Below are 25536 nucleotides of genomic sequence, written 5' to 3'. Positions count from 1 at the left end.
CGGAAAAGAGTCGACGTTTCTCGGCGTTACAGCAGGTCTTCGCTCGACAGTCGGTCGACGGCCTCGCGCAGGCGGTCCTCGCTCGCAGCGTAGGAGAGTCGCGCGTAGCCGCCAGCGCCGAACGCGCCGCCGGGCACCATCGCGACGTGGGCCTGCTCGATGGCGGTCTCACACCACTCCTGGTCGTCGTCGGCGACGGGGACCATCGCGTAGAACGCGCCGTCGCCGATGGGCACCTCGACGCCCTCCTCGGCGAACAGGTCGACGACGAGTTCGCGGCGCTCGGCGAACGCGTCGCGCATCTCGGCGACGAAGTCGTCGCACTCCTGCAGGGCGGTGACGCCCGCGTGCTGGACGAAGTTCGTCGCACACGTCACGGAGTGGCTCTGTATCTTCGAGGCCTGCTCGACGAACTCGTCGGGACCGGCGACGTAGCCGAGTCGCCACCCGGTCATCGAGTAGGCCTTCGAGAAGCCGTTGAGCGTGACGGTCCGGCCCTCCATCCCGTCGAGCGACCCGAGGCTGATGGCGTCGGCGTCGTACGTGATGCGGTCGTATATCTCGTCGGAGAGCACCGTCGCGTCGTGGTCGACCGCGAGGTCACGGACCGCTTCGAGGGCGGCCTCGGAGTACACCGCGCCGGTCGGGTTGTTCGGCGAGTTGACGACGACGAGCGCGGTGTCGTCGGTGACGGCCTCGCCCAGTTCGTCGAGCGCGGGTTCGAGCTGGAACTCGTGGGGCGTGAGGTCGACGCGCTTCAGGTCGCCGCCCGCGAGCTTCGCCATCGCCTCGTAGGAGACCCACGCGGGGTCCAGCAGCACGACCTCGTCGCCCTCGTCGACGAGCGCCTGGAACGTCTCGAAGAGGCCCTGCTTGCCGCCGGGCGTGACGATGACCTGGTCGCTGGAGTAGGGGAGACCGCGCTCGCCCAGCCTGTCGGCGACGGTCTCGCGGAGTTCCGGGACGCCCTTCGACGGCGCGTAGCCGGTGTGGCCGTCGTCGATGGCGGCCTTCCCGGCCTCGACGACCGCCTCGGGGGTATCGAAGTCGGGTTCGCCGACCGAGAGGTCGACGACGTCGACGCCGTCGGCTTCGAGCTGCGAGGCGAGGTTGCTGACGGCGACGGTGGCACTCGGTTCGACGCGTGTGACGCGGTCTGCGAACTCCATGGTCACAGCGCCTCCACGAGGTCGATTGCGCCGTCGACGGCCTTCGCGGCGTTACCGACGCGTTCGCGTGCCTCCGCGCCGCTCATGCCGGGGCCGGTGATGCCCAGCGTCACCGGCTTGTCGCGGTCGAGGCTCACGTCGGTGAGCTTCTGGGCCGCGGAGTTCGCGATGACCTGGTCGTGGTCGGTGTCGCCGGTGACGATGGCACCGACGGTCGCCACGGCGTCCACGTCGTCGCGTCGAGCGAGTCGGTCGGCGGCCAGCGGCGCGTCGTACGCGCCGGGGACGTGGACCGTCTCGACGACCTCTACGTCGCGCGCCGTCGCGGCTTCGAGCGCGCGCTCTTCCATCTCTTCGGTGACCGAGCGGTTGAACCGCGCGACCACCAGTCCGAGCCGTGTCATAGGCGTGCGGTTGCGAGGCCGGGCCATAGAAGTACCGCTGTCGGCATCGTTGACGACGCCTGTCGATGGTTTGACGATACATCAATTGGCTGTCTGGTGGAACGGATGCGGCACAAGCCTCGCTGTTCACCGCAGGGTACGCTGACATGGATAAATGAAATCCACACAACACTAACTGACCATAATGCCCATGTATTAGTGGTAGAATGCCCAACAGAACTGTATGGACGTGCGGACGAACCAAGTCGTCGCAAGCTTCCCGTCAGCGACGGCGAAGCGCGTGTACTGTGAGTTCGCCGCTGCGTCCGACGCCTGCTACAATTCGATAAATTACCAGCGCCAGCACGCTTACTTCACCGACGGTGAGAGCGTCTGGGACGCCCCCGTCAGAGACCTCCGTGACGAGTATGTCCCCGTCATCGGGAGCGGCACGTTCGACCAACTCGAACGCAAAAACGCCGGGATGTGGGAGTCGTTTTTCGAGCTACTCGACAACCACGGTCCTGAAGACCAGTCCGATGCCGAGAAACCGTCTGTCCCAGGATACTGGGGGAGCCGATCGGAGGGCTACCCGTTGCGAACCATCATTCGGAACGACCTATATGAGTTCGAGTGGACTACCGAGGGAGCGACCGTTCAGTTTACCATCGGGCAGGCACTCAAAGAGAAGTACGATTACGGCTACTTTGAGCGGTTGCGCCTTGACGTCCAAGGCATGCCGCGCTGGATTGGGAACGATGGCACACTGGAGCTGTGCTATGACGAAGACCACGAGACGGTTCGTGTCAACCACACCGTGCGGCAGCCAGTCCTTCGCACGAGTGGTCACTCACACACCCGAACGGGACATGCGAACCGCCTCGCTCACTCGTCAGACGCACAGTTCGCGGCCATCGACCTTGGCGCGAACAATACCATCACCGCCGTCACCAGTGCTGGTGAGGCAGTCGTCTGCAATGCTCGCCCTGAATTCGACCGCTTCCGCTCGCTCTCAGAACATATTGCCACACTCCAGTCACAGCTCCCTGAAAGTGTGTACTCGTCTACACAGATTCAGCGAACGTACGCGCGTCGGAGAGACCGACGCGATCACCACCGCAATGCAATAGTGCGACTCGTCGCTGAGTGGCTGAGTAAGGCTGGTACTGAATACATCGTAGTGGGCGACCTGACGGACGTGCTATCAACACATTGGTCGGCGCGGGTCAACGAGAAGACCCACGCATTCTGGAGTCACGGGCGACTGATCGACCGCCTCGAAGTTACATTCGAGGAAGTCGGGCTAGCATGGTCTGAGGAGTCAGAAGCCGGGTCATCCTCGACCTGTCCAGCATGTCGATCGGAAAATATCGAACGAGCCGGTGATGTGTTCGACTGTCTAGATTGTAGTTTCCGAGGGCATTCTGATGTGGCTGGTGCGACGAACCTTCTGATTGAGAATACAGATGTATCAACTTCAGATCTCGGGCTGATGGCGCAGCACGCTGACCACGACGCTGGACGCGCGTGGCGCGGAGACCTCACGGTCACGCACCTCAAGTGGGATGATCATGCGTGGACACCGACTCAATCGGTCGAGCGGGAACACACATATCGTTCGACCAACGAGGCGTCAGCGAACCCGCAAGTTCACCCAACACGATAGCTGGCTGCATCGTGCTTGTGGGAATCCTCGCGCTTCAGCGCGGGGAGGACGTCAAGAACCACAAGGTTCCTTAGGAGGCGACGGGAGTAGCGCACAATGGCAGTCGGACCTTCGCGCGACGCGTCGGCGGGCACCGACCGGCGCGCCGTCCTCGGCGTCTGTGCCCTCACGGTCGCCGCCCTCCTCGTGCGGTTCGTGGACCTCGGTGGTCGGGTCGCTCACTGGGACGAGGGCCGCGTCGGGTTCTGGATCCTCGACTACGTCGAGACGGGCCAGTACACCTACCGACCCATCATCCACGGCCCGTTCTTCCACCACGTCACGCCGTTCGTCTTCGACCTGCTCGGCACGACGGACGCCGCGATGCGGGTCGTCCCGGCGCTGCTGACCGGACTCCTCCCGCTGGTGGCGTTGCTCTTCCGCCAGCGCCTCGACGACGCGGAGGTCGTCTCCCTCGCGTTCTTCCTCGGGTTCACGCCGCTCGTGGTCTACTACGGGCGGTTCATGCGAGGCGACCCGGTGGTCGGGGCGTTCATGCTCGTCGCCTTCGCGCTGTTCGTCCGCTTCGTCGACACGCGCCTGTACCGCTACCTGTTCACGGGCGTCGCGTTCGCGGCGCTCGGGTTCACGGTCAAGGAGAACGCGCCCGTCTACGTCCTCTGCTGGCTCGGCGGGCTCGCGGTGTACGGCTACCTCCTGCTGTTCGCCGCCAGGCGGGCCGGCGAGCGACCGATTCGGTCCTGGCTCCGCGCCCGGCGCGACCACGTCGCCAGCTACGACTGGTCGTCCCCGCAACGACCGGACGGCGGCGAGGGAACGACCGGGTGGCGAGCGTCGATTCGCCAGCACCTCGACGCCCGGAACCCGGCCCTGCGTGCGCTGTACTCCCTCGGTATCGTCGCGCTCTGTTCCTTGCTGTTCCTCGCCATCGTCGTGCTCTTCTACGCGCCGCGCGGGAGCTCGGGGGTCACCATCGGCACGACGCTCGCGGACCCGCTCCAGTTCCCAGCGCTCGTCGAGGAGGCGACGCTCGGGTCGTTCGACGCGTTCTACGACCTCTGGGGGGACGGCGGTCAGTCCGAACACGCCTACCTGCCGTACCTCGAACACCTCGTCGGGACGCTGGGGGCGGGCGCACTCGTGCTCAGTGTCCTCGCCGTCGTCGGCTTCCTGTCGGACTCGGTCCGGGAGGGCGGCGCGCGCCCGCTCGTGGTCGTCTCGTTCCTCTGGGGGCTCGCGTCGGTGTTCGGCTACCCGGTCATCACCGACATCAAGGCCCCGTGGGCGGCCATCCACGTCGTCGTCCCGTGGACGATTCCCGCCGCCGTCGGCATGGGGACCATCGTCCGCTGGGGACGCGAGTCGCTGGCTCACGACGACCGTGTCGGCGTCGGTCTGGCGATAGCCGCCGTCCTGCTCCTGTGCGCGTTTCCGGTGTACGTCACGTACGACACGACGTTCGCCAATCCGCAGGCGGAGTCGAACGACCTCGTCCAGTACGCCCAGCCGGCGGCCGACGTCCACCCCGAGATGACGGCCATCGAGCGCCTCGCCGAGCGCAACGAGGGGACCGACGTGGTCCTCTACGGCGACTCGCTGGTGGAGGGCGACCCCATCTACCAGCGACCGACCTGTGCGGGAAACAAGGGGTGGTTCAACGCCCTGCCGCTCCCGTGGTACCTCGAACGTGCGGACGCGCAGACGGCGTGCGCCGAGGATCTCGACGCACTGGACAGCGTTGAATCCGGTGGCGAGGTGCCGGTGGTCGTCTCGACGCTGGAGCACCGCGCCGAACTGGAGCAGCGCTACCCCGACTACACGGTCACCGTCCGCGGAATGCGCCTCTGGGGGAGCGAGTGGGTGTTCCTCGTCGACACCTCGCGGTTCCCCGAGGGGGAGAACCCACTCGCCGGCGTCGAGTCGTCGTCCGTGTCGGGGGAGGACCCGAGCGGGGCGGTCAACGGCTCCGGCGCGAACGGCGGCCCGGTCGGAACGCCCCCGACGGACGGCGGTACGGCGTCGGGCACCACTTCTCCGACAGGCACCGCCACAGTGTCGGGCACCGCTACTTCGATAGACACCGCCGCCACGTCGGTGACCCAGACGCCGACGCTCACCGTACCTGGTACGACCACCGTCATGGCGAACGCCGAGCGGTCGCCTGCGTCGACACGAGTCGCCGCGTTCCACTACGGTTAACCTCCCGCCGTCGGGAGAGGCCGGCATGAAGCTCACGACACCAGGCCCGACCGTCGGCGTCGTCGGCGGCGGCCAGCTCGCACGGATGCTCGGGGAGGCCGCCGGTCCGCTCGGCGTGGGCGTGGTCGCGCTCGACCCGACGCCCGACCCACCGGCCGCTCCCGTCGTCGGCGACACCGTCGCGGCCGACTTCGACGACGAGGAGGCGGTGTTCTCGCTCGCCGACCGCGTCGACGTGCTGACCTACGAGATAGAGCTCGCCGACGCCGACCTGCTCGAACGCGTCCGCGAGGAGACGGGGACGCCCGTCCACCCGGACCCGGAGACGCTCGCGCGGACGCAGGACAAACTCCGGGAGAAACGGTGGCTCGACGACGCGGGCGTCCCGGTTCCCGAGTACCGCGCCGTCGCGGACGAGGCCGACCTGCGCGAGGCGGGCGAGGACCTCGGCTGGCCCGTGATGCTGAAAGCCCGCGAGGGCGGCTACGACGGCCGGGGCAACCTCCCCGTCGAGGGATCGGATGCCGCCGCGGACGCGCTCGACGAACTCGGGAGCGACGCGCTCGCGGAGGCGATGGTCCCGTTCGAGCGCGAACTGTCGGTCATCGGCGTCCGCGGGGCGGACGGCGAGACGGCGACGTACCCGGTCACCGAGACGGTCCACGAGGACGAGATTCTGCGCGAGAGCGTCCAGCCGGCGCGGACGAGCGATGCGGTCGCGGAGCGCGCCCGCGAGGTGGCGACCGACGTGCTGGACGCGATGGACGGCCGCGGCGTGTTCGGTATCGAACTGTTCCAGGTGGACGAGGAGATACTGGTCAACGAGATCGCGCCGCGCCCGCACAACTCCGGCCACTGGACCATCGAGGGTGCACACGCCTCGCAGTTCGAACAGCACGCCCGCTCGGTGCTGGGGTGGCCGCTCGGGTCGACCGAGCGTCGCGGTGCGAGCGTGACGACGAACCTGCTGGGCGACGTCGAGGAGCCAGGTCCCGCGGAGCTCTCGGGCGTCGAGTCGGTCCTCGACGCGCCCGACGCGCACCTCCACTGGTACGGCAAGCGCGAGGCGCGTCCGCTGCGGAAGATGGGACACGTCACCGTCGTCGGCGACGACGCCGACGCGGCCCTCGACCGCGCGCGCGACCTCCGCGACGCCGTCACGTTCCGCTGACTCTCCGGTACGTTCCGCTGATTCTACAGTTCTACTTCCGCTTCCTCCTCGCCGTCCGCTCTGGACCCCGGTCGACGCCTGCGTCAACCGCAACCACAAAGCGACCCGCCCACGCGCGTTCGGACATGACGACGGACTCGGTGCAGTCGCTCATCGACGACCTGCACGCCGAAGCGGAGCGCGACCGGCCGACCGAGGAGACGCCCGAGGTGGGCATCGTGATGGGGTCGGACTCGGACCTCGACGTGATGTACGGCGCGTACGAGGCGCTCACCGAACTCGGGTTCGCGGAGGTGACAGACGCCGACTCGCCGCCGGAGACACGGTTCACGTTCGAGACGTACGTCGTGAGCGCCCACCGGACGCCGGACCTGATGGACGCGTACGCGACGACGGCGCGCGACCGGGGGCTGGACGCTATCGTCGCCGGTGCGGGCGGGAAGGCGGCGGACCTGCCGAACATGGTCGCGTCGCTCGCGTACCCGCTCCCGGTCGTCGGCGTGCCAGTACAGGAGAAGTCCGTCGACTCGGTCATCGGGATGCCGACGGGCGCACCGCTGGTCGCGGTCGACGCGGGCAAGTCGTTCAACGCGGCGCTGTCGGTCGTGCAGATGCTCGCGCGTGCGCACCCCGAACTGGAGGCGGAACTGGAGGCGTACCACGACGCCCTGCGCGAGGGGGTCGGCGAGGTGTCGCGCGACCTCCACGAGTCCGGAACCGAGGCGTTCCGCGAACAGCGGTGATAGTGACGACTCGGGCCCGCCGCCGGTCGCCTCGCCGTGGGGTGGTCTCGGCGGGCGGGCGCGTCGGCGCGACCGGTCGTCGGCGGTGGCCCTCCGTGTACCGGCGCGTAGGGGCGACGATGGCCGCGAATCGTGACCGTCGGGGGCGGGCGAAACCCGACGCAAACCGCTTCACGCGGAAGAATCAAGCCTTATATGCGGCCCCATCCAAGCCGCCATACGATACCACTAATGAGTAACCCGTGGATAGCAGTCGGCGCGCTGGGGGTGGTCGCGGTCGGCATCCCGCTGGGGATGATCGCTCTGTCCGCACTCATCCGCCCCACCGTGCCGGAACAAGGGAAAACCGCCGTCTACGAGTCCGGTGAGGTCCCGACGGGGAACACGCGCATCCGGTTCAACATCCAGTACTACATGGTCGCGTTGCTGTTCGTCGTCTTCGACATCGAGACGGTCCTCATCTTCCCGTGGACGGTCATCTACCGCGACGCGGTGTCGCAGGTCGGCCTCGCAACGGCGCTGGTGCCGATGTTGATATTCATCGGCGTCCTCGTCGTCGGGCTCATCTGGGCGTGGCGCAACGGTGCGGTTCGCTGGGTGCGACCGGCCGGAGACGGACGGAGACAGACAGACAAACTATGAGTAGCGACAACACACCACAGACGACTCAGGAGGCCCGGAAGGGCGAGGGCGTCGACAGCCGGTTCAACTCGAAGCTCCGGGAGGCGTTCGGCTCGTCGCCGTTCATCCTCACCAAGTTCGACAAGTTCATGAACTGGGTCCGGGGCTCCTCGATGTTCATGCTGCAGTTCGGCATCGCCTGCTGCAGCATCGAGATGATGCACACGTACGCGGTCAAACACGACCTCGACCGCTTCGGTGCCGGGGTGCCACGGGCGTCGCCCCGACAGGCGGACGTCATCATCGTCCCGGGGACCATCGTCTCGAAGTTCGCCCCGCGGATGAAGCGCGTCTACGACCAGATGCCCGAGCCGAAGTTCGTCGTCGGGATGGGGTCGTGTACCATCTCCGGCGGTCCGTTCCACGAGGGCTACAACGTCGTCAAGGGCGCGGAGGAGGTCATCCCGGTCGACATCCACGTTCCGGGCTGTCCCCCCCGTCCCGAAGCGCTCGTCTACGGCGTCGCCAAACTGCAGGAGCGCGTCGCCAACGGTGAGACGGCTCCCGTGACGGTCAAGCCGTACGAACTCGAACAGTTCGGCGACCTGGAGGGCGACGAACTCGTCCGCCACCTCGCCGACGAGATAGACGAGGAGGACCTCGTCATGCGCTACAACTGGGCCGAGTCACCATGAGTACGCCAAGACATTCCTGCTCGCTCGCGTTCGCTCGCTGTGCGGGCTGTGACCCGTCTGCTCACATCTGCTCGCGGGCTGAAAGCCCGCTCGCACGGCCTGCGGGACGCGGAGCGTCCCGCACTGCTCGACACCGGAGGTGTCTCGCATGAGTCTGGAACGACCGGAACCGAGCACGCACGGACAGGTCGGTGTCACCGAACAGGGGCTCGACTACGAGGCCATCGCCGACCTGCTCGGTGACCTCGTCGTCGGTCGCGAGACCCACCTCAACGCGGAGGGGTTCGTCGTCCGGCCGGAACGCGTCGCGGAGGCGCTCGGTCGACTCAAACAGCAGGCCGGCTTCGACCACCTCTCGAGCGTGACGGCCCAGGAGTACGGCGACCGCTTCGAGAGCATCTATCACCTGAAGAAGTACGCCGACCCGACCCAGGAGGTCAGCGTCGTCGTCCCGACGAGTCGCGACGACCCGCGCAGTCAGTCCGGTAACAGCGTGTTCCGCACCGCCGACTGGCACGAGCGGGAGGCGTACGACCTGATGGGCATCCACTATGACGACCACCCGGACCTCCGACGCATCCTGCTCCCGGAGACGTGGCAGGGCCACCCGCTCCGGCAGGACTACGATCAGGAACAGCCACAGGTCGTCACCTTCCGGGAACACGCCAACCCGCTGAAGGAGGACCACCGCGAGGACGACTCGGACACGATGTTCGTCAACGTCGGTCCCCACCACCCCGCGACCCACGGCGTGCTCCACCTGAAGACGGTGCTCGACGGCGAGACGGTCGCCGACGTGGACCCAGACATCGGCTACCTCCACCGGTGCGAGGAGCAGATGTGCCAGCAGAGCACCTACCGCCACCAGATCATGCCCTACCCCGACCGCTGGGACTACATCTCGGCGGGCATCCTCAACGAGTGGGCGTACGCGCGCGCCGCGGAGGACCTCGCGGACCTCGACGTGCCGGAGTACGCCCAGGTCATCCGGACGATGAGCGCCGAGATGTGCCGTATCGCGGCGCACCTGCTCGCGCTGGGGACGTTCGCGCTGGACGTCTACGGCGACTTCACGGCCATCTTCATGTACGCGACGCGCGACCGCGAGATCGTCCAGAACCTGCTGGAGGACCTCACGGGCCAGCGCCTGATGTTCAACTACCTGCGCCTGGGCGGCGTCGCGTGGGACCTCCCCGAACCCCGCGAGGAGTACTTCGAGAAGGTCCGCGACTTCCTCGACGAACTCCCCGCGAAACTGGAGGAGTACCACAACCTCGTCACGGGCAACGAGATCTTCCAGCTCCGGTGTGTCAACACCGGCGTCCTCTCGCCCGAGATGGCCAAGAGCTACGGGACGACGGGACCGGTCGCCCGCGGGTCTGGTGTCGACTACGACCTGCGTCGCGACGACCCGTACGGCTACTACCCCGAACTCGACTGGGACGTCATCACCGAGGACGGCTGTGACAACTACTCGCGCGTCCTCGTGCGGATGAAGGAGGTCGAGGAGTCGGCGAAGATCATCGAACAGTGCGTCGACCTGCTCGAGGACTGGCCGGAGGACGAACGCGAGATTCAGTCGAACGTCCCGCGGACGCTCAAGCCCGACAACGACACCGAGGTCTACCGTGCTGTGGAGGCCGCGAAGGGCGAACTCGGTATCTACATTCGCTCGGACGGGACCGACACGCCGGCCCGGTTCAAGATTCGCTCGCCGTGTTTCTCGAACCTGCAGGCGCTCCCGGAGATGTCCAACGGCGAGTACATCCCGGACCTCATCGCGTCGCTCGGCAGCCTCGACATCGTGCTCGGTGAGGTCGACCGATGAGCTGGGAACTGCTCGTCCAGGCCAACAACTCGTCGAATGCGAGCGGGAACGCGACCAACGGGACGACGACCGCCGGCAACGCGACGAACGCCTCGGGCGCCGGCGGCCGGGTCCAGACGCTCCCCGACACGCTCGGGAACCTGTTCGGACTGGGACAGATGGGCGCGCTCGAGACGTTCCTCGTCTCCATCCTCGCCGCGGCGCTCGTCGGTACGTTCCTCCTCACGCTGGTCGCCGTCTCCGGCATCTGGGGGAAGCGGAAGATCACCGCCGCGTTCACCGACCGCATCGCGGTCAACCGCATCGGCCCGTTCGGACTGCTCATCATCGTCGCCGACGCGGTCCGACTGCTGTCGAAGGAGCTCATCATCCCGGACGGCGCGGACCGACCGGCGTACGACATCGCGCCCATCATCATGGTCGCGTCGGCGCTGCTCGGGTTCGCCGTCATCCCGATGGGGAGCGGCGTCCAGCTCGCAGACCCCGAGGCGGGGCTGGTGTACGTGTTCGCCGTCTCCTCCGTCGCGAGCGTCGGGCTTGTGACGGCGGGCTACGCGTCGAACAACAAGTTCTCGTTCCTCGGCGGCCTGCGCGCCGTCGCGCAGAACATCGCGTACGAGATTCCCCTCGTCCTGACGGCCGCGTCGGTCGTCATCTTCGCGGGGACGCTCCAGATGAGCGAGATCGTCGCCGCGCAGACCGAGACGCTCGTGACGCTCGGCGGTCTCGACATCCCGACCTGGTACGCGTTCGTCAACCCGTTCGCGTTCGTCCTGTTCATGGCGGCGAACCTGGCGGAGGTCGGGCGCAACCCGTTCGACGTGCCGGAGGCCCCGACCGAGATCGTCGCGGGGTGGCAGACGGAGTACTCCTCGGTCTACTTCGTGCTCTGTTACCTCTCGGAGTTCATCCACATCTTCCTCGGTGGGGCAATCGTCGCGACGCTGTTCCTCGGCGGACCGGCGGGACCGGTGTTGCCCGGCTTCGTCTGGTTCCTCATCAAGATGCTCGCGGTGTACATCTTCACGCAGTGGGCGCGGTCGGCCGTGCCCCGCGTGCGCATCGACCAGCTCATCGAGATCGGCTGGAAGGGGATGCTCGTGCTGAGTTTCGCCAACCTGCTGCTCACCGCGATCATCGTCGGGGTGATCGCCTGAACGCGGTCGCCGGGTCCCGCTCGAACCCCGGCGTTGAAACCATCCGACCTCGAACACACAACCAATGATTGGAATCCTCAAGGGCATGGCGACCACCATGAAACACGCGCTGGATGGCTCGACGTTCACCGTCGAGTATCCGGACACGGCACCCGAAGTGTCGCCGCGCTTCCGCGGCGTCCACAAGTTCAGCCAGGAGCGCTGCATCTGGTGTCGCCAGTGCGAGAACGTCTGCCCGAACGACACGATACAGATCGTCACGGACGACCAGCGGAACGGCGAGCAGTACAACCTCCACATCGGCCAGTGCATCTACTGCCGACTCTGCGAGGAGGTCTGTCCCGTCGACGCCATCCTGCTCACCCAGAACTTCGAGTTCACCGCGGACACGAAAGACGAGTTCGCGTACAACAAGGAGCAGTTGAAGAACGTCCCGTGGTACAAGGACATCGACCCGCTCGCGTCGCGCGAACCCGACCGCGGTGCGTGGATCGGCGAGGGCGAAGGCGAAGTCGACTACGAGTGAACTACCCCACCCTACCGCTCGCCTGACGGCTCACGCTTGAGAATGGGGCTTCCTGTTTCAACGACGCGCTTTGCAGACACAGGCGTATCCACAGGGAGCGCAGTCTCCACAGGCGTTGATTCGGAGCATCCCGCTCCTAACCGCTTCGTGATACCGCGAGAACGAATGTTCCACGCTGCGTTCGCGTCCCTGTCCGCTTCAAACCCACACGCCGGACATGAGTGTTCGCGTACCCACAACGGCTTGTCGGTCGAAACGCCGCAGGACGCGCACTCCTTGGTCGTTCCCCTCGGGTCAACTGTCACGAAGTGCGTCCCTTCGCGTTCACATTTGTATTCGAGCATCCGGAGGAACGTCCCCCACGCCGCGCCTGCCCGGTTTCGAGAGTTGCCCGGTAGTTCGACCAAGCCCTTCGCGTCGAGGTCTTCGACCGCCACGAGGTCGTACTCCCGAGCGTAGTGATTCGACAACTTATGAAGAAAGTCACGACGCTTTCGCTTGAGGTCGGCGTGGCGCTCGGCCACGGATTTGCGTTGTTTCTCCCAATTCGCGGACCCGTGTTCCTTCCGCGAGAGGTCGCGCTGTGCGCGTTCCAACCGCTCACGCTCGTCAGATAGGTCGAGTGACCCAACCGCTGTGCCGTCCGTGTCGTGAGCATACTTGCAAATGCCCACGTCGATGCCGACACACCGCTCAGGATTCTCGGGGTTCGCGGGTGGGTCGTCGGGCGTTTCGACGCCGAGGATGGCGTACCACTTCCCGGTGGGTTCGCGTTTGACCGTGACGGTCTTGATGTCGGCGTCGTCGGGCAAGTCGCGGTGAAAGGTGAGCGGGATGTCTCCAAGTTTCGAGAGCCACAGTCTGGTCCGACCGCTCGTGTTCTTGAGCTTGAAGCCGGATTGACTGTAGGTGAAACTGCGGTACTCGTCCGGTGCTTTCCACGTGAGTAGTCCGACCTTCCGACCGGCGTTTTTGGCGTCCGCCAACCGAGAGAGGTTGTCGTACAACCGCTGAACGACTTTCTGAAGCACCTTCGAGTGAACGTGTTTCAGGTCGCCCCACCACATCTTGAGGCTCGGCAGGAGCTTCTGCTCGGAGTACGCCGAGGTGTCGTCGGTGCGATTGAGTCGGTGGAGGAAGTGGTTGTAGACCTGCCTACAGGTATCGACTGTCCACGCTAACTATTCTTCGAGAGCGTCGGACGGTCGGAGTCGATACCTGTAGTTGTAGTTCATCCGGGGCTACTCGTATGCGCCGTATTTCTCGCGGGCGTTTCGGGCGTGGTTCGGCTTCTCGTCTTGGCACGAGGAACACACGTCGAGATAACTTTCAGGCTCTTGCCCGTGTTTTTCCTCGAATCGTTTGCTTGCAGCGTCTTGGTCTTTGAAGCACCCGATGAGGTCCACGGTAGCACGGTCGCTCGTCTCACCACAAATGTAGCAGGTGAGTGGCGAATCAACCGTCATGTTCGCCCTCTGGGTCTGACGTGCGGACGATTTTCACGTCTGCTCCACGCCATCGCTTCGGGACGTATACGTGAGCGCCGTTGCCAGTGGCTTTCACGTCTCCGTCCACGACTTCGTGGCCGCTAATTGTGAACTGTTCCATGTACGATGTAGATACAAAGTCCATACTATTGAAAACGGCGGTAGGCCTGTGGGCTGGTCGGTGGAGGGTGTATGAACAAGCGTGCGGCGCTGTATCCCCTCCCTACTCACTCGCTTCGCTCGCTCGTTGAGGAAGGGGCCTTAGCGCCTCAATTCAGGTAACAACCCACGTTTTTCTTCGTCCGGTATCCTCGCGAGTGCTCGCTGCGGGTACCGCGTGACGGCGTAGCCGTTCACGAGAACAGCGTTCCCGTGAGCGAACGAGACGCTCTGCGTCTCGTGGACGCCACGACTTGCGGTTGCGAGCCAACGGTCCGCGGCCCACTCCTCGAGAACCTGAACTGAAAACCGGCTGCCCAGTCGCTTCCGTCGCCGCCGGCGTGGCCGTCGGTTTCCATCGGCATCTCCGGTCCTGCGCGGCTCGTTCGCAGCCGGTGAACCGCGCTCGCTCGCTCGCGTTCGCTCGCGCGGACGCTTGCGGTCGATTCCTCTGGAGGTACCCCATCCTCCCGAACCGCTAGCTCCCAGCCCCCGAACGGGGGCGCAAGGACGCTCCGCTCGTTCGACGAGCGGAGCGACGAGGGCTACGTCGACGTGCCGCGCGCGAGGGCAGGTTCGGTGGCGGCGGACCACGTCGGGGACGTCGCGGACCGAAATCGGCGTCGAGCACGTCGCGCTCGGGTCCGGTCTCGGCGGCTGTGCGGTTCCCGCATCGGTCGGCGGCGTGACTGATGTACCAGGAGCACTCGACGAACTCCGACAGAACGGGTTCGAGAGGACCGCTACCGAGACCATCGCACACGACAACTGGCTCCGCGTTCCCGACGAAACGTGGCGAACTGAAGAGTGGGACGACGTTCTCCAGAGGTAAAAAGTGGCCCGAAAGCGGCGAATCGCGCACGTGCGCTCGCGGACGGGTCTCGAAACGTTGAAACCCGCCGCAAAACGATTGCCTCCAATGGCACCACTCGCAGAAACACTAGCATTCGCGCTGTTCGCTCTCGTCACAGTGGGCAGCAGCCTCGGCATGGTGCTAGTGCGCGACGTCTGGCACGCAGCGCTCCTGATGGGGGTGGCGCTGCTGTCGGTCGCCGTCCACTACGTCATGTTGCAGGCGGAGTTTCTGGCGGCGATGCAGGTCCTCGTCTACGTCGGCGGGGTCCTCATTCTCATCACGTTCGCCGTCATGTTGACCCGTGAGACCACGGAGCCGGAGGTCGAGTCGGACCCTGACTCCGACGAGGAGGTCGCCGCGTGACCTCCCGCCCGCGTCTCCACGACAACATCAGTTTCCTGCAGGGGCTGGCGGCGGTGGCACTGTTCGCCGTCCTCACGCTGGTGTTCCTCACCTCGTCGGGCTGGAGCGCTCCCGCTGGCTTCCCCGACGGGTCGGTCACCGCGAGCATCGGCTACGCGATGTTCGACCTGACCGACCAGGCGGCCATCGAGTCCGAACCGTTCCTCGTCGCGTTCGAGATCATCGACCTCGTCCTCGTCGCCGCACTCGTCGCCGCGGTCATGCTCGCGAAGCGCGAGGGTGGCGGTGGACTCTACGGTGCGGCCCGGAAGGCGATTCGCACCGACGGAGGAAGGGAGGACGACGACTGATGGTCCCCATCCAGTACTACATGGTGCTGTCGGCGGCGGTGTTCTGCATCGGCGTGTTCGGCATCATCACGAGACGGAACGCGCTGATGTTCCTGATGAGCGTCGAGCTGATGCTCAACGCCGCGAACATCAACCTGGTCGCGTTCTCGTATCAGACCGGTAACATCACGGGGCAGGTGTTCAGCCTGTTCACGATGGCGCTGGCCGCCGCGGAGGTGGCCGTCGGCATCGGTATCATCCTCGTGCTCTACCGCAACTTCTCCGACGTCGACGTCACGAAGGCGACGACGATGAGGTGGTAATCTATGGCAGAAGGCGCATTCGCATTCGCACCGGCCATCGCACTGCTCCCGTTCGGCTCCTTCGTCGTCGCGCTGTTCCTGGGCAAACTGATGCCCAAGCGCGGCGCGTTCGCTGGCATCATCGCGACCGTGGGGTCGCTGTTGCTGTCCATCTGGGTCGCGCTGACCGTCGCCAACGGTGAAACGTACAACGAAGCAATCTACACGTTCGTCGGCGCGGGCGAACAGCCGATTCAGTTCGGCCTGCTGCTCGACCCGCTGTCGGCGCTGATGCTGGTCATCGTCTCGCTCATCGCGACGCTGGTCCACGTCTTCTCGCTGGGCTACATGAACGACGAGGGCGAGACGGGCCTGCCGCGGTACTACGCCGAACTCGGCCTGTTCACCGCGAGCATGCTCGCGTTCGTCATGTCCTCGAACCTGCTGATGGCGTTCATGTTCTTCGAGCTGGTCGGGCTCTGCTCGTACCTGCTCATCGGCTTCTGGTTCCGCCGCGACGGCCCGCCGAGTGCCGCGAAGAAGGCGTTCCTCGTCACCCGCTTCGGTGACTACTTCTTCCTCATCGGCGTCGTCGCCGTCTTCGCGACGTTCGGTACCGCGCAGTTCGCCGGTCCCGAGAGCTTCCCCCACCTCGCGGAGGAGGCGCTCAACAACGCTGGCGAGGGAGCGACCCTCTTCTTCGGCCTCGGGCCGGAGGCGTGGTTCACTATCATCGGCCTGCTCGTCCTCGGCGGCGTGATGGGCAAGTCCGCGCAGTTCCCGTTCCACACGTGGCTGCCCGACGCGATGGAGGGTCCGACGCCCGTCTCCGCGCTCATCCACGCCGCGACGATGGTCGCCGCAGGCGTCTACCTCGTCGCTCGTATCTACGGGTTCTACGCGCTCCTCCCGACGGCGCTCGCGATCATCGCGCTCGTCGGCGGGTTCACCGCGCTGTTCGCCGCCTCGATGGGCGTCGTCAAGCGCGAGATCAAACAGGTGCTCGCGTACTCGACCATCTCCCAGTACGGCTACATCATGCTCGCGCTGGGCGGTGGCGGCTACGTGGCTGGCGTCTTCCACCTCACCACCCACGCCATCTTCAAGGCGCTCCTGTTCCTCGGTGCCGGGTCGGTCATCATCGCGATGCACCACAACGAGAACATGTGGGACATGGGTGGCCTGAAGGACAAGATGCCGGTCACCTACTACGCGTTCCTCTCCGGGTCGCTCGCGCTCGCGGGCATCGTCCCGTTCTCCGGCTTCTGGTCGAAGGACGAGGTGCTGTTCGAGACGCTCGTTCACGGCATCGGTACGGACGGGGGACTCGGCATCGTCCTCCTGCTCGCGTACGCGATGGGTATCGTCGCGGTGTTCTTCACCGGCTTCTACACCTTCCGGATGGTCCTGCTGACCTTCCACGGGGAACCCCGGACCGACACCGCACGGAACCCCCACGGCGTTCACTGGAACGTCAAGGGACCGCTGGCCATCCTCGGCGTCCTCGCCGCGGTGGTCGGGTTCATCAACCTCGTGCCGGTCCACGCGCTCGTTCCCGCCGTCCCGGAACTCCTCCACGACTGGCTCTACCACGGGCCGGAGGGGCTCAACGGCGAGCACTACCACGAACTCATCACCGCCTCGGAGTTCGGTGGTATGTCGGCCGGTGAACTGCCGGGCCTCGGCGAACTGGGGACGCTGTTCGCTTCGGCAGCCATCTCGCTGACCGTCGCACTCGCCGGTTCGGCGCTCGCGTTCACGCTCTACCGCGGTGACTCGCCGGTCGAACACACCGACCGGCTCGGCTCTGCCAAGACTGTGCTGTTCAACAACTACTACCAGGACGAGTATCAGGTGTGGCTCGCGCAGGGGCTGACGGCGAACGTCGCCCGTGCCGCCGACAAGTTCGACCAGGGCGTCGTCGACGGCGTGGTCAACGGCGTCTCCTCCGTCTCGCTGCTCGGGGGGAGTCGCGTCCGCCGCATCCAGACGGGTGTCGTCTCCAACTACGCGACGTTGCTGACGCTGGGGCTGGTCGCGCTCCTCGTCGCCTTCGGACTGCTCGGGGGGTGGTTCTAGATGCTGATCGAACTGCTCATCGGTGTCTGTCTGCTCGGAGCCGTCGTCACCTTCGTCACGCCGGACCGCGTAGCGGGGAAGGTCGCCGCGGTCATCAGCCTGCTGCCGCTCGCGGGTTCGATGTACATGTACGCGACGTTCGACGGCTCGGGGAACGCCCTGTTCGGCGGGACGACGGCGTTCGGCGAGAGCATGGCGTGGTTCCAGCTCGCGGGCTACGAACTGTCGTACCACACTGGCCTCGACGGCATCTCGCTGCCGCTGTTCGTCCTCTCGACGGTGCTCGTCCCGCTCTCCATCCTGAGCGCGTGGACGCCCATCCAGACCCGCCAGAGCCAGTTCTACGGCCTCGTCCTCCTGATGGAGGCGGCCCTGCTGGGCGTGTTCTCGGCGCTCGACTTCTTCGTCTGGTTCGTCTTCTGGGAAGCCGTCCTCATCCCGATGTACCTGCTCATCGGCGTCTGGGGCGGCCCACGCCGGAAGTACGCGGCGATCAAGTTCTTCGTCTACACGAACGTCGCGTCGCTGGTGATGTTCATCGGGTTCATCACGATGGTGTTCGCGCTGGGCGACTCGGTCAGTTCCTTCGGTCTACCCGAGGTGACGCAGGCGCTCGCGAGCGGGAGCCTCGGGAGCGTCGCGGGCATTCCGGGTGAGACCATCGCACTGATATCGTTCGTGCTGATGTTCTTCGGGTTCGCGGTGAAGGTGCCCATCGTCCCGCTGCACACGTGGCTGCCCGACGCCCACGTCGAAGCACCGACGCCCGTGTCGGTGCTGCTGGCGGGCGTCCTCCTGAAGATGGGGACGTACGCCCTGCTCCGGTTCAACTTCACGATGCTGCCGGGGGTCGCACAGGACCTCGCGGTGTTCATCGCCCTGCTCGGCGCGGCGAGCGTCATCTACGGCGCACTGCTCGCGCTCGCCCAGCAGGACCTGAAGCGCATCGTCGCGTACTCGTCGGTGTCGTCGATGGGCTACGTCATCCTCGGTCTCGTCGCCTACACCCAGTACGGTCTAGGCGGCGCGACGTTCCAGATGGTCGCCCACGGCCTCATCTCGGGGCTGATGTTCATGTGCGTCGGCGTCGTCTACAACACGACCCACACGCGCATGGTCGGCGACATGTCGGGGCTGGCCTCGCGGATGCCCTACACGGTCGGCGCGCTCATCTCGGGTGCGTTCGCCTACATGGGTCTGCCGCTGATGGCCGGGTTCGCGGGCGAGTTCTTCATCTTCCGTGGCTCGTTCGCCTCGACGGTCATCCCCGGCAACGGGATGGCGCTGTTCACCGGCGTCGCGATGTTCGGCATCGTCGTCGTCGCCGGCTACCTGCTGTTCGCGATGCAGCGGACGCTGTTCGGGGAGTTCTTCTCCGCGACGGAGTACGAGGTCCGCGAGGCGGCCGTCCACGACGTAGCGCCGCTGTTCGTGCTCGTCCTGCTCGTCCTCGCGCTCGGCACCGCGCCCGACATCTTCTTCCGGATGATCTGGGACGCGACCCAGCCGATCCTCGACAACGTCGGAAGCGGTGGTGAGGCGGCCGTCAGGTCCCTCGGCACCGTCCTCGGAGGTGGTCTCTGATGTTCCAGGCACAACTGCTCCAGCTATCCGGAACGGCGGCGCTCGCTCCGACCATCATCCTCGCAGTGACGGCGCTCGCCCTCCTGGTCGTCGACAGCATCGAGCCGGAGACGTCGTCCTCGGCGCTCCTCTCCGGACTCGCGACGGCCGGGTCCATCGCGGCGCTCGTCGCCGCGGGGGCCATCCTCGTCACGACCGGCGGCGACGCCCAGGAGCTGTTCCAGGGCCAGCTCGTCGTCGACGGGATGAGCCTGTTCTTCACGTTCATCTTCACGGGCGTGACGGCGCTCGTCACGCTGGCGAGCTACGACTACCTGAAGGAGTTCCGCTACAAGGCGGAGTTCTACACGCTCGTCCTGCTCGCGGCGACGGGGATGACCGTGATGGCGAGTTCGAACTCGCTGGCGACGGCGTTCATCAGCCTCGAACTCGCCTCGCTCCCGTCGTACGCGCTCGTCGCGTTCCTCAAGAACAACCGCGGCAGCGTCGAGGCGGGCCTGAAGTACTTCCTCATCGGCGCGCTCTCGTCGGCGGTGTTCGCCTACGGCATCTCGCTGGTGTACGGCGTCACCGGGTCGATGCAGTTCGGCGAGGTCGCCTCCGAGATCGGGTCCACCGGCGAGGGCCTCGTCGGCGTCCTCGGCGTCGGCGTCCTGATGATCATCGGCGGGTTCGCGTTCAAGACGGCGAGCGTGCCGTTCCACTGGTGGGCCCCCGAGGCGTACGAGGGTGCGCCCGCACCGGTCAGCGCGTTCCTCTCGTCGGCGTCGAAGGCCGCCGGGTTCGTCATCGCATTCCGCGTGTTCACCGTCGCGTTCCCCCGGAGTGAACTCCTCGCGATCGGCGTCGACTGGGTACTCGCGTTCCAGGTGCTCGCGCTCGTGACGATGACGCTCGGTAACTTCGCCGCCGCGACCCAGGAGAACGTCAAGCGGATGATGGCGTACTCCTCCATCGGTCACGCGGGCTACGTGCTCATCGCCCTCGGGGCGCTGACGAGCAACGCCGACCAGGGCCTCGTCCTCGGGGCCGGCATGCTCCACCTCGTGGTCTACGGCTTCATGAACACCGGCGCGTTCCTGTTCATCGCGCTCGCGGAGTACTGGGGCGTCGGCCGGACGTTCGAGGACTACAACGGACTCGCGAAGCAGGCCCCGCTGGCCTGCGTCGCGATGACGGTGTTCCTGTTCAGCCTCGCTGGCCTGCCCATCGGCGGCGGGTTCCTCTCGAAGTTCTTCCTCATCCTCGCGGCGCTGGACGGTGCGACCATCGGGACGTATATCCTTGCGTTCGCGCTCGTCGTGAACAGCGCGCTGTCGCTGTTCTACTACTCGCGCGTCGTCAAGGCGATGTGGATCGAGGACCCGGTCACCGACCTCGAGGTCGGTGGCTACCCGACCGGCCTGTACGCCGCCATCGTCGTGGCCGCCATCGTGACGGTCCTCCTGCTGCCGGGACTCGGGCTGTTCTCGGACGTGGCCACCGACGCCGCTGCGGCGATGGTCCAGTAACCCGACCGTCCGATAGGGCGACTCTCTCGACTGTCTTCTCGATTTCCGAACCACGCGACCGTAGGCGGTGAAGCTTTCCCCCCGGAGAGCGTTCGACGCGACATGAACACCCGGCTCGTCCTGGGCTGTGGGTCTCTCGGGCACGCTCTCATCGAGAGGCTGCGCAAGACGCCCGGCGACATCCACGTCATCACGGGCGACGAGGGCCGTGTCGACTCGCTCCGCGGCGAGAACGTCCCCGCGGAACTCGGTGCCTACGACGACCCGGACGTCGTCGAGGAGGTGAAGACGGAGGACGTCCCGACCGTCTCCAGCGTCGTCGTCGCCGGAGACGACCCCCAGCGAAACGAGCAGGCGGTCGAGACGGCTCGGGACCTCTACCCACGGGCGACGGTCGTCGCGTACGTGGGCCGCGACAGCACCGACGAGCAGCGTGCGACCCTCGCCGCCCTCGCCGACCGCGTCGTCGACCCGGCCGACATCGTCCCCCAGCGCATCCTCCAGGCCGCCGGTCGCGGCGGGCTCCGGCTCAGACAGCTCCACCGTATCGTCCGCGACCTGGACGGGCCGCTCGCGGTCGTGATGCACGACAACCCCGACCCGGACGCCATCGCCAGCGCCTGCGCACTCGCCCAGATCGCCGAGAACGCGGGCTGTCCGGCCGAGCCGTGCTACTACGGCGAGATATCTCACCAGGAGAACCTCGCGCTCGTCAACCTGCTGGAGTACGACCTCACCAACCTCGACTCGGACGAGGACCTCTCGCGGTTCGCCGGGTTCGCGCTCGTCGACCACTCGCGCCCGGGCGTCAACGACCAGTTGCCGTCCGACACGCCCGTCGACATCGTCGTCGACCACCACCCGCCACGCGAACCCATCGAGGCGCGGTTCGTCAACCTGCGGAGCGACATCGGCGCGACGAGCACGCTGCTCACCGACTACCTCCGCCGCCTCGACGTCGAACCGTCCCGACCGGTCGCGACCGGTCTCCTGTACGGCATCCGCATCGACACGAAGGACTTCCGCCGCGAGGTGAGCGTCGACGACTACACCGCGGCGTCGTTCCTGCTGCCGTACGCCGACACGGCGACGCTCGAACGCGTCGAGTCGCCCTCCATCAGCGTCGACACGCTGGAGACCGTCGGTCGGGCCATCAAGAACCGGGACGTCCGGGGCGAGGTGCTCACGTCGTGCGTCGGCCGACTCCACGCCCGCGACGCGCTGGCGCAGTCCGCCGACCGACTGCTCGACCTGCGGGACGTGACGACGACGCTCGTCTACGGCTTCAAGGACGGCACCATCTACATGTCCGCCCGGACGCGAGGGACGGACCTCGACGTCGGCGAGACGCTCCGCGAGGCGTTCTCACAGATCGGCGAGGCTGGCGGCCACGCCGACATGGCGGGGGCACAGATTCCGCTGGGACTCCTCGGGACGGTCGAAGAGGACGCCGACGCGGACCTCTCGTCGGTCATCCAGGACGTCGTCACCGACCGGTTCTTCGAGACGCTCCGCTCGCGACCGAACTGGGACTTCGTCGACCTCTACGACAGCGGCGTCGAGGAGTTACCCGTCGGTGCGGACGAGGAGTAGCGAGGCCTGAGCGAAGCGAAGGCCTCGGAAAATCCGAGCGGCGACCGCGGGGAGCCGTGAGGAGTAGCGAGACGCGGACGGCGTGAGCGTCTCGGAGAACCCGAGCGGGAAGTGAAACGACCCGCGAGGAGTAGTGAGATTCGGAGTGAACGAGCGGAAGCGAGTGAACGAGAATCTCGGGAACCCGAACGGCGAGTGTAACGAGCCGTGGTGGAGTAGCGAGGCCTGAGCGAGACGACCCGTTCGACCGGGAGGCTTTTGCTCGGAGTCGCCCTTGCACAGTCAATGGGCGAGCAGAAGCTTCGCGTCAAGGACTACATGACTCGGGACGTCGTCACCGTCGACGTCGACGAGACGGTCGCGGACGTGAAACGCCGCATCGCCGAGAGCGACGAACACAGCGGGTTCCCGGTCTGTGACGGCCGACGCGTCCACGGGTTCATCGCGGCCAGGGACCTCCTGCTCGCCGAGGACGACGAACCGATGTTCAAGGTGATGAACGACGACCTCATCGTCGCCCACCCGGACATGGCCATCAACGACACCGCGCGCGTCATCCTCCGGTCGGGTATCCAGAAGCTCCCGGTCGTCGACGACGCGGGCAACCTCGTCGGCATCATCTCGAACGCCGACGTGGTGCGCTCCCAGATCGAGCGCGCGACGCCCGGCAAGGTGGACAAACTGATGCAGACGCTCCGGAACATCCACTCCGTCGGGATGCACCAGGAGCGCCGGACGGTCGCGCTCGACGAACTCCGCCCGACGCAGTCGAAGGTGTACACAGACGAACTGGAGGGGCGGAAGTACGAACTGGAGAACGGCCTCGCGGAACCGCTCGTCGTCATCGACAACGGCGGCCGAGACCTGTTGCTCGCCGACGGCCACCACCGTGTGAAGGCGGCCCACCGCCAGGAGATACCCGAGATGGACGCCTACGTCATCGTCCTCGACCGGCCGGTCGAACTCGGGATGGCCGAGACGGCCCAGAAGGCGAATCTCCACAGCATCGACGATATCCAGGAGGTCGACTACGCCCACCACCCGCTGGTGGAGACGACCAAGCGACTCCAGCGGGACTGACCGGCGGACTGTTGCGGAGTTCTTCGAGGACTCGCAGTGGCGCTCGCTGCTCGTGTCGACTCTGGAGTAGGAACCTGTTTCTGGAAACGCCTTTCCCCCTCCCCACGCCACTCTCTCTATGAGCGACGCGGTGACGGTCCCCGACCGCAACGACGACGCTGCGACCGACGACCCGCCCCCGGCAGTGTCGGTGCGAGGGCTGACGAAGACGTACGGCGACGGCGACGAGACGGTCCGGGCCGTCGACGACCTCTCGTTCGATGTCGAACCGGGCACCGTCGTCGGCGTCCTCGGACCGAACGGGGCCGGGAAGACCACGACACTCAAATCGATGCTCGGACTCGTCGTCCCGACCAGCGGGTCGGTGTCCATCGCAGGGGTCGACGTCCACGGCGACCCGACGGCGGCGTACGCGCACGTCGGCGCGATGCTGGAGGGGGCGCGCAACGTCTACTGGCGACTCACCGTCCGGGAGAACCTGGAGTTCTTCGCCAGCCTCGGCGGGCGGCGACCGGCTGACGTCAGGGAGCGTCACGACGAACTGCTCGACCAGTTGCACCTCGGGGAGAAGGCCGACACGCCGGTCAACGACCTCTCGCGGGGGATGAAGCAGAAGGTCTCTCTCGCGTGCACGCTCGCGCGCGACGTGGACGTGGCGTTCCTCGACGAACCGACGCTGGGGCTCGACGTCGAGAGCGCGGTCGAACTCCGGCGAGAGCTCCGCCGGCTCGCCGAGGAGGACTCGATGACGGTCGTGCTGTCGAGTCACGACATGGACGTGGTCCAGGCGGTGTGTGACCGGGTCGTCGTGATGGTCGACGGGCGCGTCGCGGCCGACGACACCGTCGAGAACCTCGTCGAGGCGTTCGGGACGCAGGCGTACCGACTGACGGTCTCGGGCCTCCCGTCGGACGCCCGCGACCGACTGGACGAGCGCTACGACGTGGCCGACTGGACGACGGTCGGCGGGCAGGTCCGCTTCGAGGTGACGCTGCCCGACGGCACGGCCATGTACGACCTGATGGACGACCTGCGGGCGGCGGGGGCGACCCCTGACCGCGTCGAACCGACGGCGCTGGACCTCGAAGGCGCGTTCCTCGAACTCGTCGGCGGGGAACGATGAGCGCGCCGACGGAGACGGACGGTCGGTCGACACCGGCTAGCGAGCGCTCGACGGACGACACGGCTCCCACCGCGAGCGACGAGCGCGCGGGCCTGTGGACGCTCGTCCGGGCCGTGGCGTACAAGAAGTACCTGCTGTTGCGGCGCTACCCGGTCAACACGGTGTCGCAACTCGTCACGCTCTACCTGTTCTTCGCGGTGCTGTTCTTCGGCGGGCAGGCGCTCGCCGGAGCGGCTATCACCGACTCCATCGAGGGCCTCATCGTCGGCTACATGCTCTGGAGCATGTCAATCGCCGCCTACGGCGGTCTCTCGTGGGCCGTGATGCGCGAGGCACAGTGGGGGACGCTCGAACAGCTGTACATGTCGCCGTACGGGTTCGGGACGGTGATGGCGGTGCGGACGTTCGTCAACGTCGTCGAGGCGCTGACGTGGGGGGTGCTCATCCTGGCGTCGATGCTCCTGACGACCGGCGAGACGCTCTCGCTCGACCCGCTGACGGTCGTGCCACTCGTCGCGTTGACGCTCGCGCCGGTCGTCGGCATCGGGTTCGTCTTCGGCGGGCTGGCGCTCGTCTACAAGCGCATCGAGAGCATGTTCCAGCTCGTTCAGTTCGTGCTCATCGGGCTCATCGCCGCGCCGGTGTCCGTCTCGCCGGTCGTCCCGTACCTCCCGCTGGCGCAGGGCAGTCACCTGCTCCAGCGCGCGATGGCCGACGGCGTCCACCTCTGGCAGTTCTCGGCCACGGACCTCGCCATCCTCGTCGGGACCGGCGTCGGCTACCTCGTGGTCGGCTACCTCGCCTTCCTGCGGGCGAGTACCGTCGCTCGTCGTCGGGGCGTGCTGGGTCACTACTGACTCGCCGCCGTCCTGCCGGTGAGGTTCGGTGCCGAGTCCTGCCGCGCTACGTGCG

23 protein-coding genes and 1 pseudogene are annotated in these 25536 nt (G+C 66.4%); 19 read left to right on the top strand and 5 right to left on the bottom strand.

The window, feature by feature from the left end; genetic code table 11:
* Window positions 1-26: 26 nt before the first annotated feature.
* Window positions 27-1169 (bottom strand): pyridoxal phosphate-dependent aminotransferase, encoded by a 1143-nt coding sequence (locus tag MX571_RS17095; protein ID WP_247418970.1) that lies wholly within the window; start codon window positions 1167-1169, stop codon window positions 27-29.
* Window positions 1170-1171: 2 nt separating this feature from the next.
* Window positions 1172-1573, bottom strand: coding sequence for a 6,7-dimethyl-8-ribityllumazine synthase (gene ribH / locus MX571_RS17090; protein ID WP_247418969.1), 402 nt, complete (start codon window positions 1571-1573; stop codon window positions 1172-1174).
* A gap of 223 nt (window positions 1574-1796) precedes the next feature.
* On the opposite strand from ribH, the gene MX571_RS17085 reads away from it, so the two are divergent.
* The 9 genes from MX571_RS17085 to MX571_RS17045 all read left to right on the top strand — a co-directional run bounded on the left by MX571_RS17085 (window position 1797) and on the right by MX571_RS17045 (window position 12158).
* Window positions 1797-3218 (top strand): transposase, encoded by a 1422-nt coding sequence (locus MX571_RS17085; RefSeq protein ID WP_247418968.1) that lies wholly within the window; start codon window positions 1797-1799, stop codon window positions 3216-3218.
* A 96-nt stretch (window positions 3219-3314) separates the two neighbouring features.
* Window positions 3315-5417: a flippase activity-associated protein Agl23 gene (locus MX571_RS17080; RefSeq protein WP_247418967.1), complete on the top strand. Its 2103-nt coding sequence runs from the start codon at window positions 3315-3317 to the stop codon at window positions 5415-5417.
* A gap of 25 nt (window positions 5418-5442) precedes the next feature.
* Window positions 5443-6588 carry a 5-(carboxyamino)imidazole ribonucleotide synthase gene (locus tag MX571_RS17075; protein ID WP_247418966.1) on the top strand — a complete coding sequence of 382 codons (1146 nt, stop codon included), beginning with the start codon at window positions 5443-5445 and terminating at the stop codon, window positions 6586-6588.
* A gap of 125 nt (window positions 6589-6713) precedes the next feature.
* Window positions 6714-7331: a 5-(carboxyamino)imidazole ribonucleotide mutase gene (purE, locus tag MX571_RS17070; protein ID WP_247418965.1), complete on the top strand. Its 618-nt coding sequence runs from the start codon at window positions 6714-6716 to the stop codon at window positions 7329-7331.
* A gap of 231 nt (window positions 7332-7562) precedes the next feature.
* On the top strand, window positions 7563-7973 hold the full coding sequence (locus MX571_RS17065; protein ID WP_247418964.1) for an NADH-quinone oxidoreductase subunit A: 411 nt from the start codon (window positions 7563-7565) through the stop codon (window positions 7971-7973).
* Window positions 7970-8647 carry an NADH-quinone oxidoreductase subunit B gene (locus MX571_RS17060; protein WP_247418962.1) on the top strand — a complete coding sequence of 226 codons (678 nt, stop codon included), beginning with the start codon at window positions 7970-7972 and terminating at the stop codon, window positions 8645-8647. Before MX571_RS17065 ends, MX571_RS17060 begins: the two co-directional genes overlap by 4 nt.
* 148 nt (window positions 8648-8795) lie before the next feature.
* Entirely contained in the window at window positions 8796-10475 is a 1680-nt protein-coding gene (locus MX571_RS17055; RefSeq protein ID WP_247418960.1) for an NADH-quinone oxidoreductase subunit D, read from the top strand.
* Window positions 10476-10633: 158 nt separating this feature from the next.
* The gene (locus MX571_RS17050) at window positions 10634-11632 is read left to right on the top strand and encodes a complex I subunit 1/NuoH family protein (protein WP_368409076.1); all 999 of its coding nucleotides are present in this window, start codon (window positions 10634-10636) and stop codon (window positions 11630-11632) included.
* Window positions 11633-11696: 64 nt separating this feature from the next.
* On the top strand, window positions 11697-12158 hold the full coding sequence (locus tag MX571_RS17045; RefSeq protein WP_247418956.1) for a NuoI/complex I 23 kDa subunit family protein: 462 nt from the start codon (window positions 11697-11699) through the stop codon (window positions 12156-12158).
* An 11-nt stretch (window positions 12159-12169) separates the two neighbouring features.
* Here the strand turns inward: MX571_RS17045 and MX571_RS17040 are convergent.
* The 3 genes and pseudogenes from MX571_RS17040 to MX571_RS17030 form a co-directional block, all read right to left on the bottom strand.
* Window positions 12170-13393: pseudogene (locus MX571_RS17040) on the bottom strand (RNA-guided endonuclease InsQ/TnpB family protein).
* A 6-nt stretch (window positions 13394-13399) separates the two neighbouring features.
* Window positions 13400-13564: a hypothetical protein gene (locus tag MX571_RS17035; protein ID WP_247418954.1), complete on the bottom strand. Its 165-nt coding sequence runs from the start codon at window positions 13562-13564 to the stop codon at window positions 13400-13402.
* 49 nt (window positions 13565-13613) lie between these two features.
* A complete protein-coding gene (locus tag MX571_RS17030) occupies window positions 13614-13766 on the bottom strand; it encodes a DUF2080 family transposase-associated protein (RefSeq protein WP_247418952.1) in 153 nt (50 codons plus the stop codon).
* A 957-nt stretch (window positions 13767-14723) separates the two neighbouring features.
* On the opposite strand from MX571_RS17030, the gene MX571_RS17025 reads away from it, so the two are divergent.
* From MX571_RS17025 to MX571_RS16980, 10 genes are all read left to right on the top strand, one after another.
* Window positions 14724-15023, top strand: a complete 300-nt coding sequence (locus tag MX571_RS17025; protein ID WP_247418950.1) for an NADH-quinone oxidoreductase subunit J — start codon at window positions 14724-14726, stop codon at window positions 15021-15023.
* Window positions 15020-15373, top strand: a complete 354-nt coding sequence (locus MX571_RS17020) for a hypothetical protein (protein ID WP_247418949.1) — start codon at window positions 15020-15022, stop codon at window positions 15371-15373. The genes MX571_RS17025 and MX571_RS17020 overlap by 4 nt, the downstream gene beginning before the upstream one ends.
* On the top strand, window positions 15373-15675 hold the full coding sequence (gene nuoK, locus MX571_RS17015) for an NADH-quinone oxidoreductase subunit NuoK (RefSeq protein WP_247418947.1): 303 nt from the start codon (window positions 15373-15375) through the stop codon (window positions 15673-15675). Before MX571_RS17020 ends, nuoK begins: the two co-directional genes overlap by 1 nt.
* Before the next feature lie 3 nt (window positions 15676-15678).
* On the top strand, window positions 15679-17733 hold the full coding sequence (gene nuoL, locus MX571_RS17010; protein WP_247418945.1) for an NADH-quinone oxidoreductase subunit L: 2055 nt from the start codon (window positions 15679-15681) through the stop codon (window positions 17731-17733).
* Entirely contained in the window at window positions 17734-19317 is a 1584-nt protein-coding gene (locus tag MX571_RS17005) for a complex I subunit 4 family protein (protein WP_247418930.1), read from the top strand.
* Complete coding sequence (locus MX571_RS17000) at window positions 19317-20828, top strand: NADH-quinone oxidoreductase subunit N (RefSeq protein ID WP_247418929.1); 1512 nt, start codon at window positions 19317-19319, stop codon at window positions 20826-20828. The genes MX571_RS17005 and MX571_RS17000 overlap by 1 nt, the downstream gene beginning before the upstream one ends.
* A gap of 102 nt (window positions 20829-20930) precedes the next feature.
* The gene (locus MX571_RS16995) at window positions 20931-22421 is read left to right on the top strand and encodes a DHH family phosphoesterase (RefSeq protein ID WP_247418928.1); all 1491 of its coding nucleotides are present in this window, start codon (window positions 20931-20933) and stop codon (window positions 22419-22421) included.
* A gap of 285 nt (window positions 22422-22706) precedes the next feature.
* The gene (locus MX571_RS16990) at window positions 22707-23501 is read left to right on the top strand and encodes a CBS domain-containing protein (RefSeq protein ID WP_247418927.1); all 795 of its coding nucleotides are present in this window, start codon (window positions 22707-22709) and stop codon (window positions 23499-23501) included.
* A gap of 118 nt (window positions 23502-23619) precedes the next feature.
* Window positions 23620-24624 (top strand): ABC transporter ATP-binding protein, encoded by a 1005-nt coding sequence (locus MX571_RS16985; protein ID WP_247418917.1) that lies wholly within the window; start codon window positions 23620-23622, stop codon window positions 24622-24624.
* The gene (locus tag MX571_RS16980; protein WP_247418914.1) at window positions 24621-25481 is read left to right on the top strand and encodes an ABC transporter permease; all 861 of its coding nucleotides are present in this window, start codon (window positions 24621-24623) and stop codon (window positions 25479-25481) included. The genes MX571_RS16985 and MX571_RS16980 overlap by 4 nt, the downstream gene beginning before the upstream one ends.
* Window positions 25482-25536: the final 55 nt, after the last annotated feature.

Origin of the sequence: Halomarina salina (assembly GCF_023074835.1) — an archaeon.
In the GTDB taxonomy this organism is placed as follows: Archaea; Halobacteriota; Halobacteria; order Halobacteriales; family Haloarculaceae; genus Halomarina; species Halomarina salina.
The sequence above is the reverse complement of the archived record's forward strand: the minus strand, read 5'-3'. Positions and strand labels throughout refer to the sequence as shown.

Bases quoted from the DNA above. Each gene is read 5' to 3' on its own strand.
- ribH (WP_247418969.1), bottom strand. From the start codon at position 1,573: ATGACACGGCTCGGACTGGTGGTCGCGCGGTTCAACCGCTCGGTCACC.
- MX571_RS16985 (WP_247418917.1), top strand. From the start codon at position 23,620: ATGAGCGACGCGGTGACGGTCCCCGACCGCAACGACGACGCTGCGACC.
- MX571_RS17025 (WP_247418950.1), top strand. From the start codon at position 14,724: ATGGCACCACTCGCAGAAACACTAGCATTCGCGCTGTTCGCTCTCGTC.
- MX571_RS17060 (WP_247418962.1), top strand. From the start codon at position 7,970: ATGAGTAGCGACAACACACCACAGACGACTCAGGAGGCCCGGAAGGGC.
- nuoL (WP_247418945.1), top strand. From the start codon at position 15,679: ATGGCAGAAGGCGCATTCGCATTCGCACCGGCCATCGCACTGCTCCCG.
- MX571_RS17005 (WP_247418930.1), top strand. From the start codon at position 17,734: ATGCTGATCGAACTGCTCATCGGTGTCTGTCTGCTCGGAGCCGTCGTC.
- MX571_RS17000 (WP_247418929.1), top strand. From the start codon at position 19,317: ATGTTCCAGGCACAACTGCTCCAGCTATCCGGAACGGCGGCGCTCGCT.
- MX571_RS17085 (WP_247418968.1), top strand. From the start codon at position 1,797: ATGGACGTGCGGACGAACCAAGTCGTCGCAAGCTTCCCGTCAGCGACG.
- MX571_RS17080 (WP_247418967.1), top strand. From the start codon at position 3,315: ATGGCAGTCGGACCTTCGCGCGACGCGTCGGCGGGCACCGACCGGCGC.
- nuoK (WP_247418947.1), top strand. From the start codon at position 15,373: ATGGTCCCCATCCAGTACTACATGGTGCTGTCGGCGGCGGTGTTCTGC.
- MX571_RS16980 (WP_247418914.1), top strand. From the start codon at position 24,621: ATGAGCGCGCCGACGGAGACGGACGGTCGGTCGACACCGGCTAGCGAG.
- MX571_RS17095 (WP_247418970.1), bottom strand. From the start codon at position 1,169: ATGGAGTTCGCAGACCGCGTCACACGCGTCGAACCGAGTGCCACCGTC.
- purE (WP_247418965.1), top strand. From the start codon at position 6,714: ATGACGACGGACTCGGTGCAGTCGCTCATCGACGACCTGCACGCCGAA.
- MX571_RS17075 (WP_247418966.1), top strand. From the start codon at position 5,443: ATGAAGCTCACGACACCAGGCCCGACCGTCGGCGTCGTCGGCGGCGGC.
- MX571_RS17050 (WP_368409076.1), top strand. From the start codon at position 10,634: ATGGGCGCGCTCGAGACGTTCCTCGTCTCCATCCTCGCCGCGGCGCTC.
- MX571_RS16990 (WP_247418927.1), top strand. From the start codon at position 22,707: ATGGGCGAGCAGAAGCTTCGCGTCAAGGACTACATGACTCGGGACGTC.
- MX571_RS17055 (WP_247418960.1), top strand. From the start codon at position 8,796: ATGAGTCTGGAACGACCGGAACCGAGCACGCACGGACAGGTCGGTGTC.
- MX571_RS17065 (WP_247418964.1), top strand. From the start codon at position 7,563: ATGAGTAACCCGTGGATAGCAGTCGGCGCGCTGGGGGTGGTCGCGGTC.
- MX571_RS17045 (WP_247418956.1), top strand. From the start codon at position 11,697: ATGATTGGAATCCTCAAGGGCATGGCGACCACCATGAAACACGCGCTG.
- MX571_RS16995 (WP_247418928.1), top strand. From the start codon at position 20,931: ATGAACACCCGGCTCGTCCTGGGCTGTGGGTCTCTCGGGCACGCTCTC.
- MX571_RS17030 (WP_247418952.1), bottom strand. From the start codon at position 13,766: ATGGAACAGTTCACAATTAGCGGCCACGAAGTCGTGGACGGAGACGTG.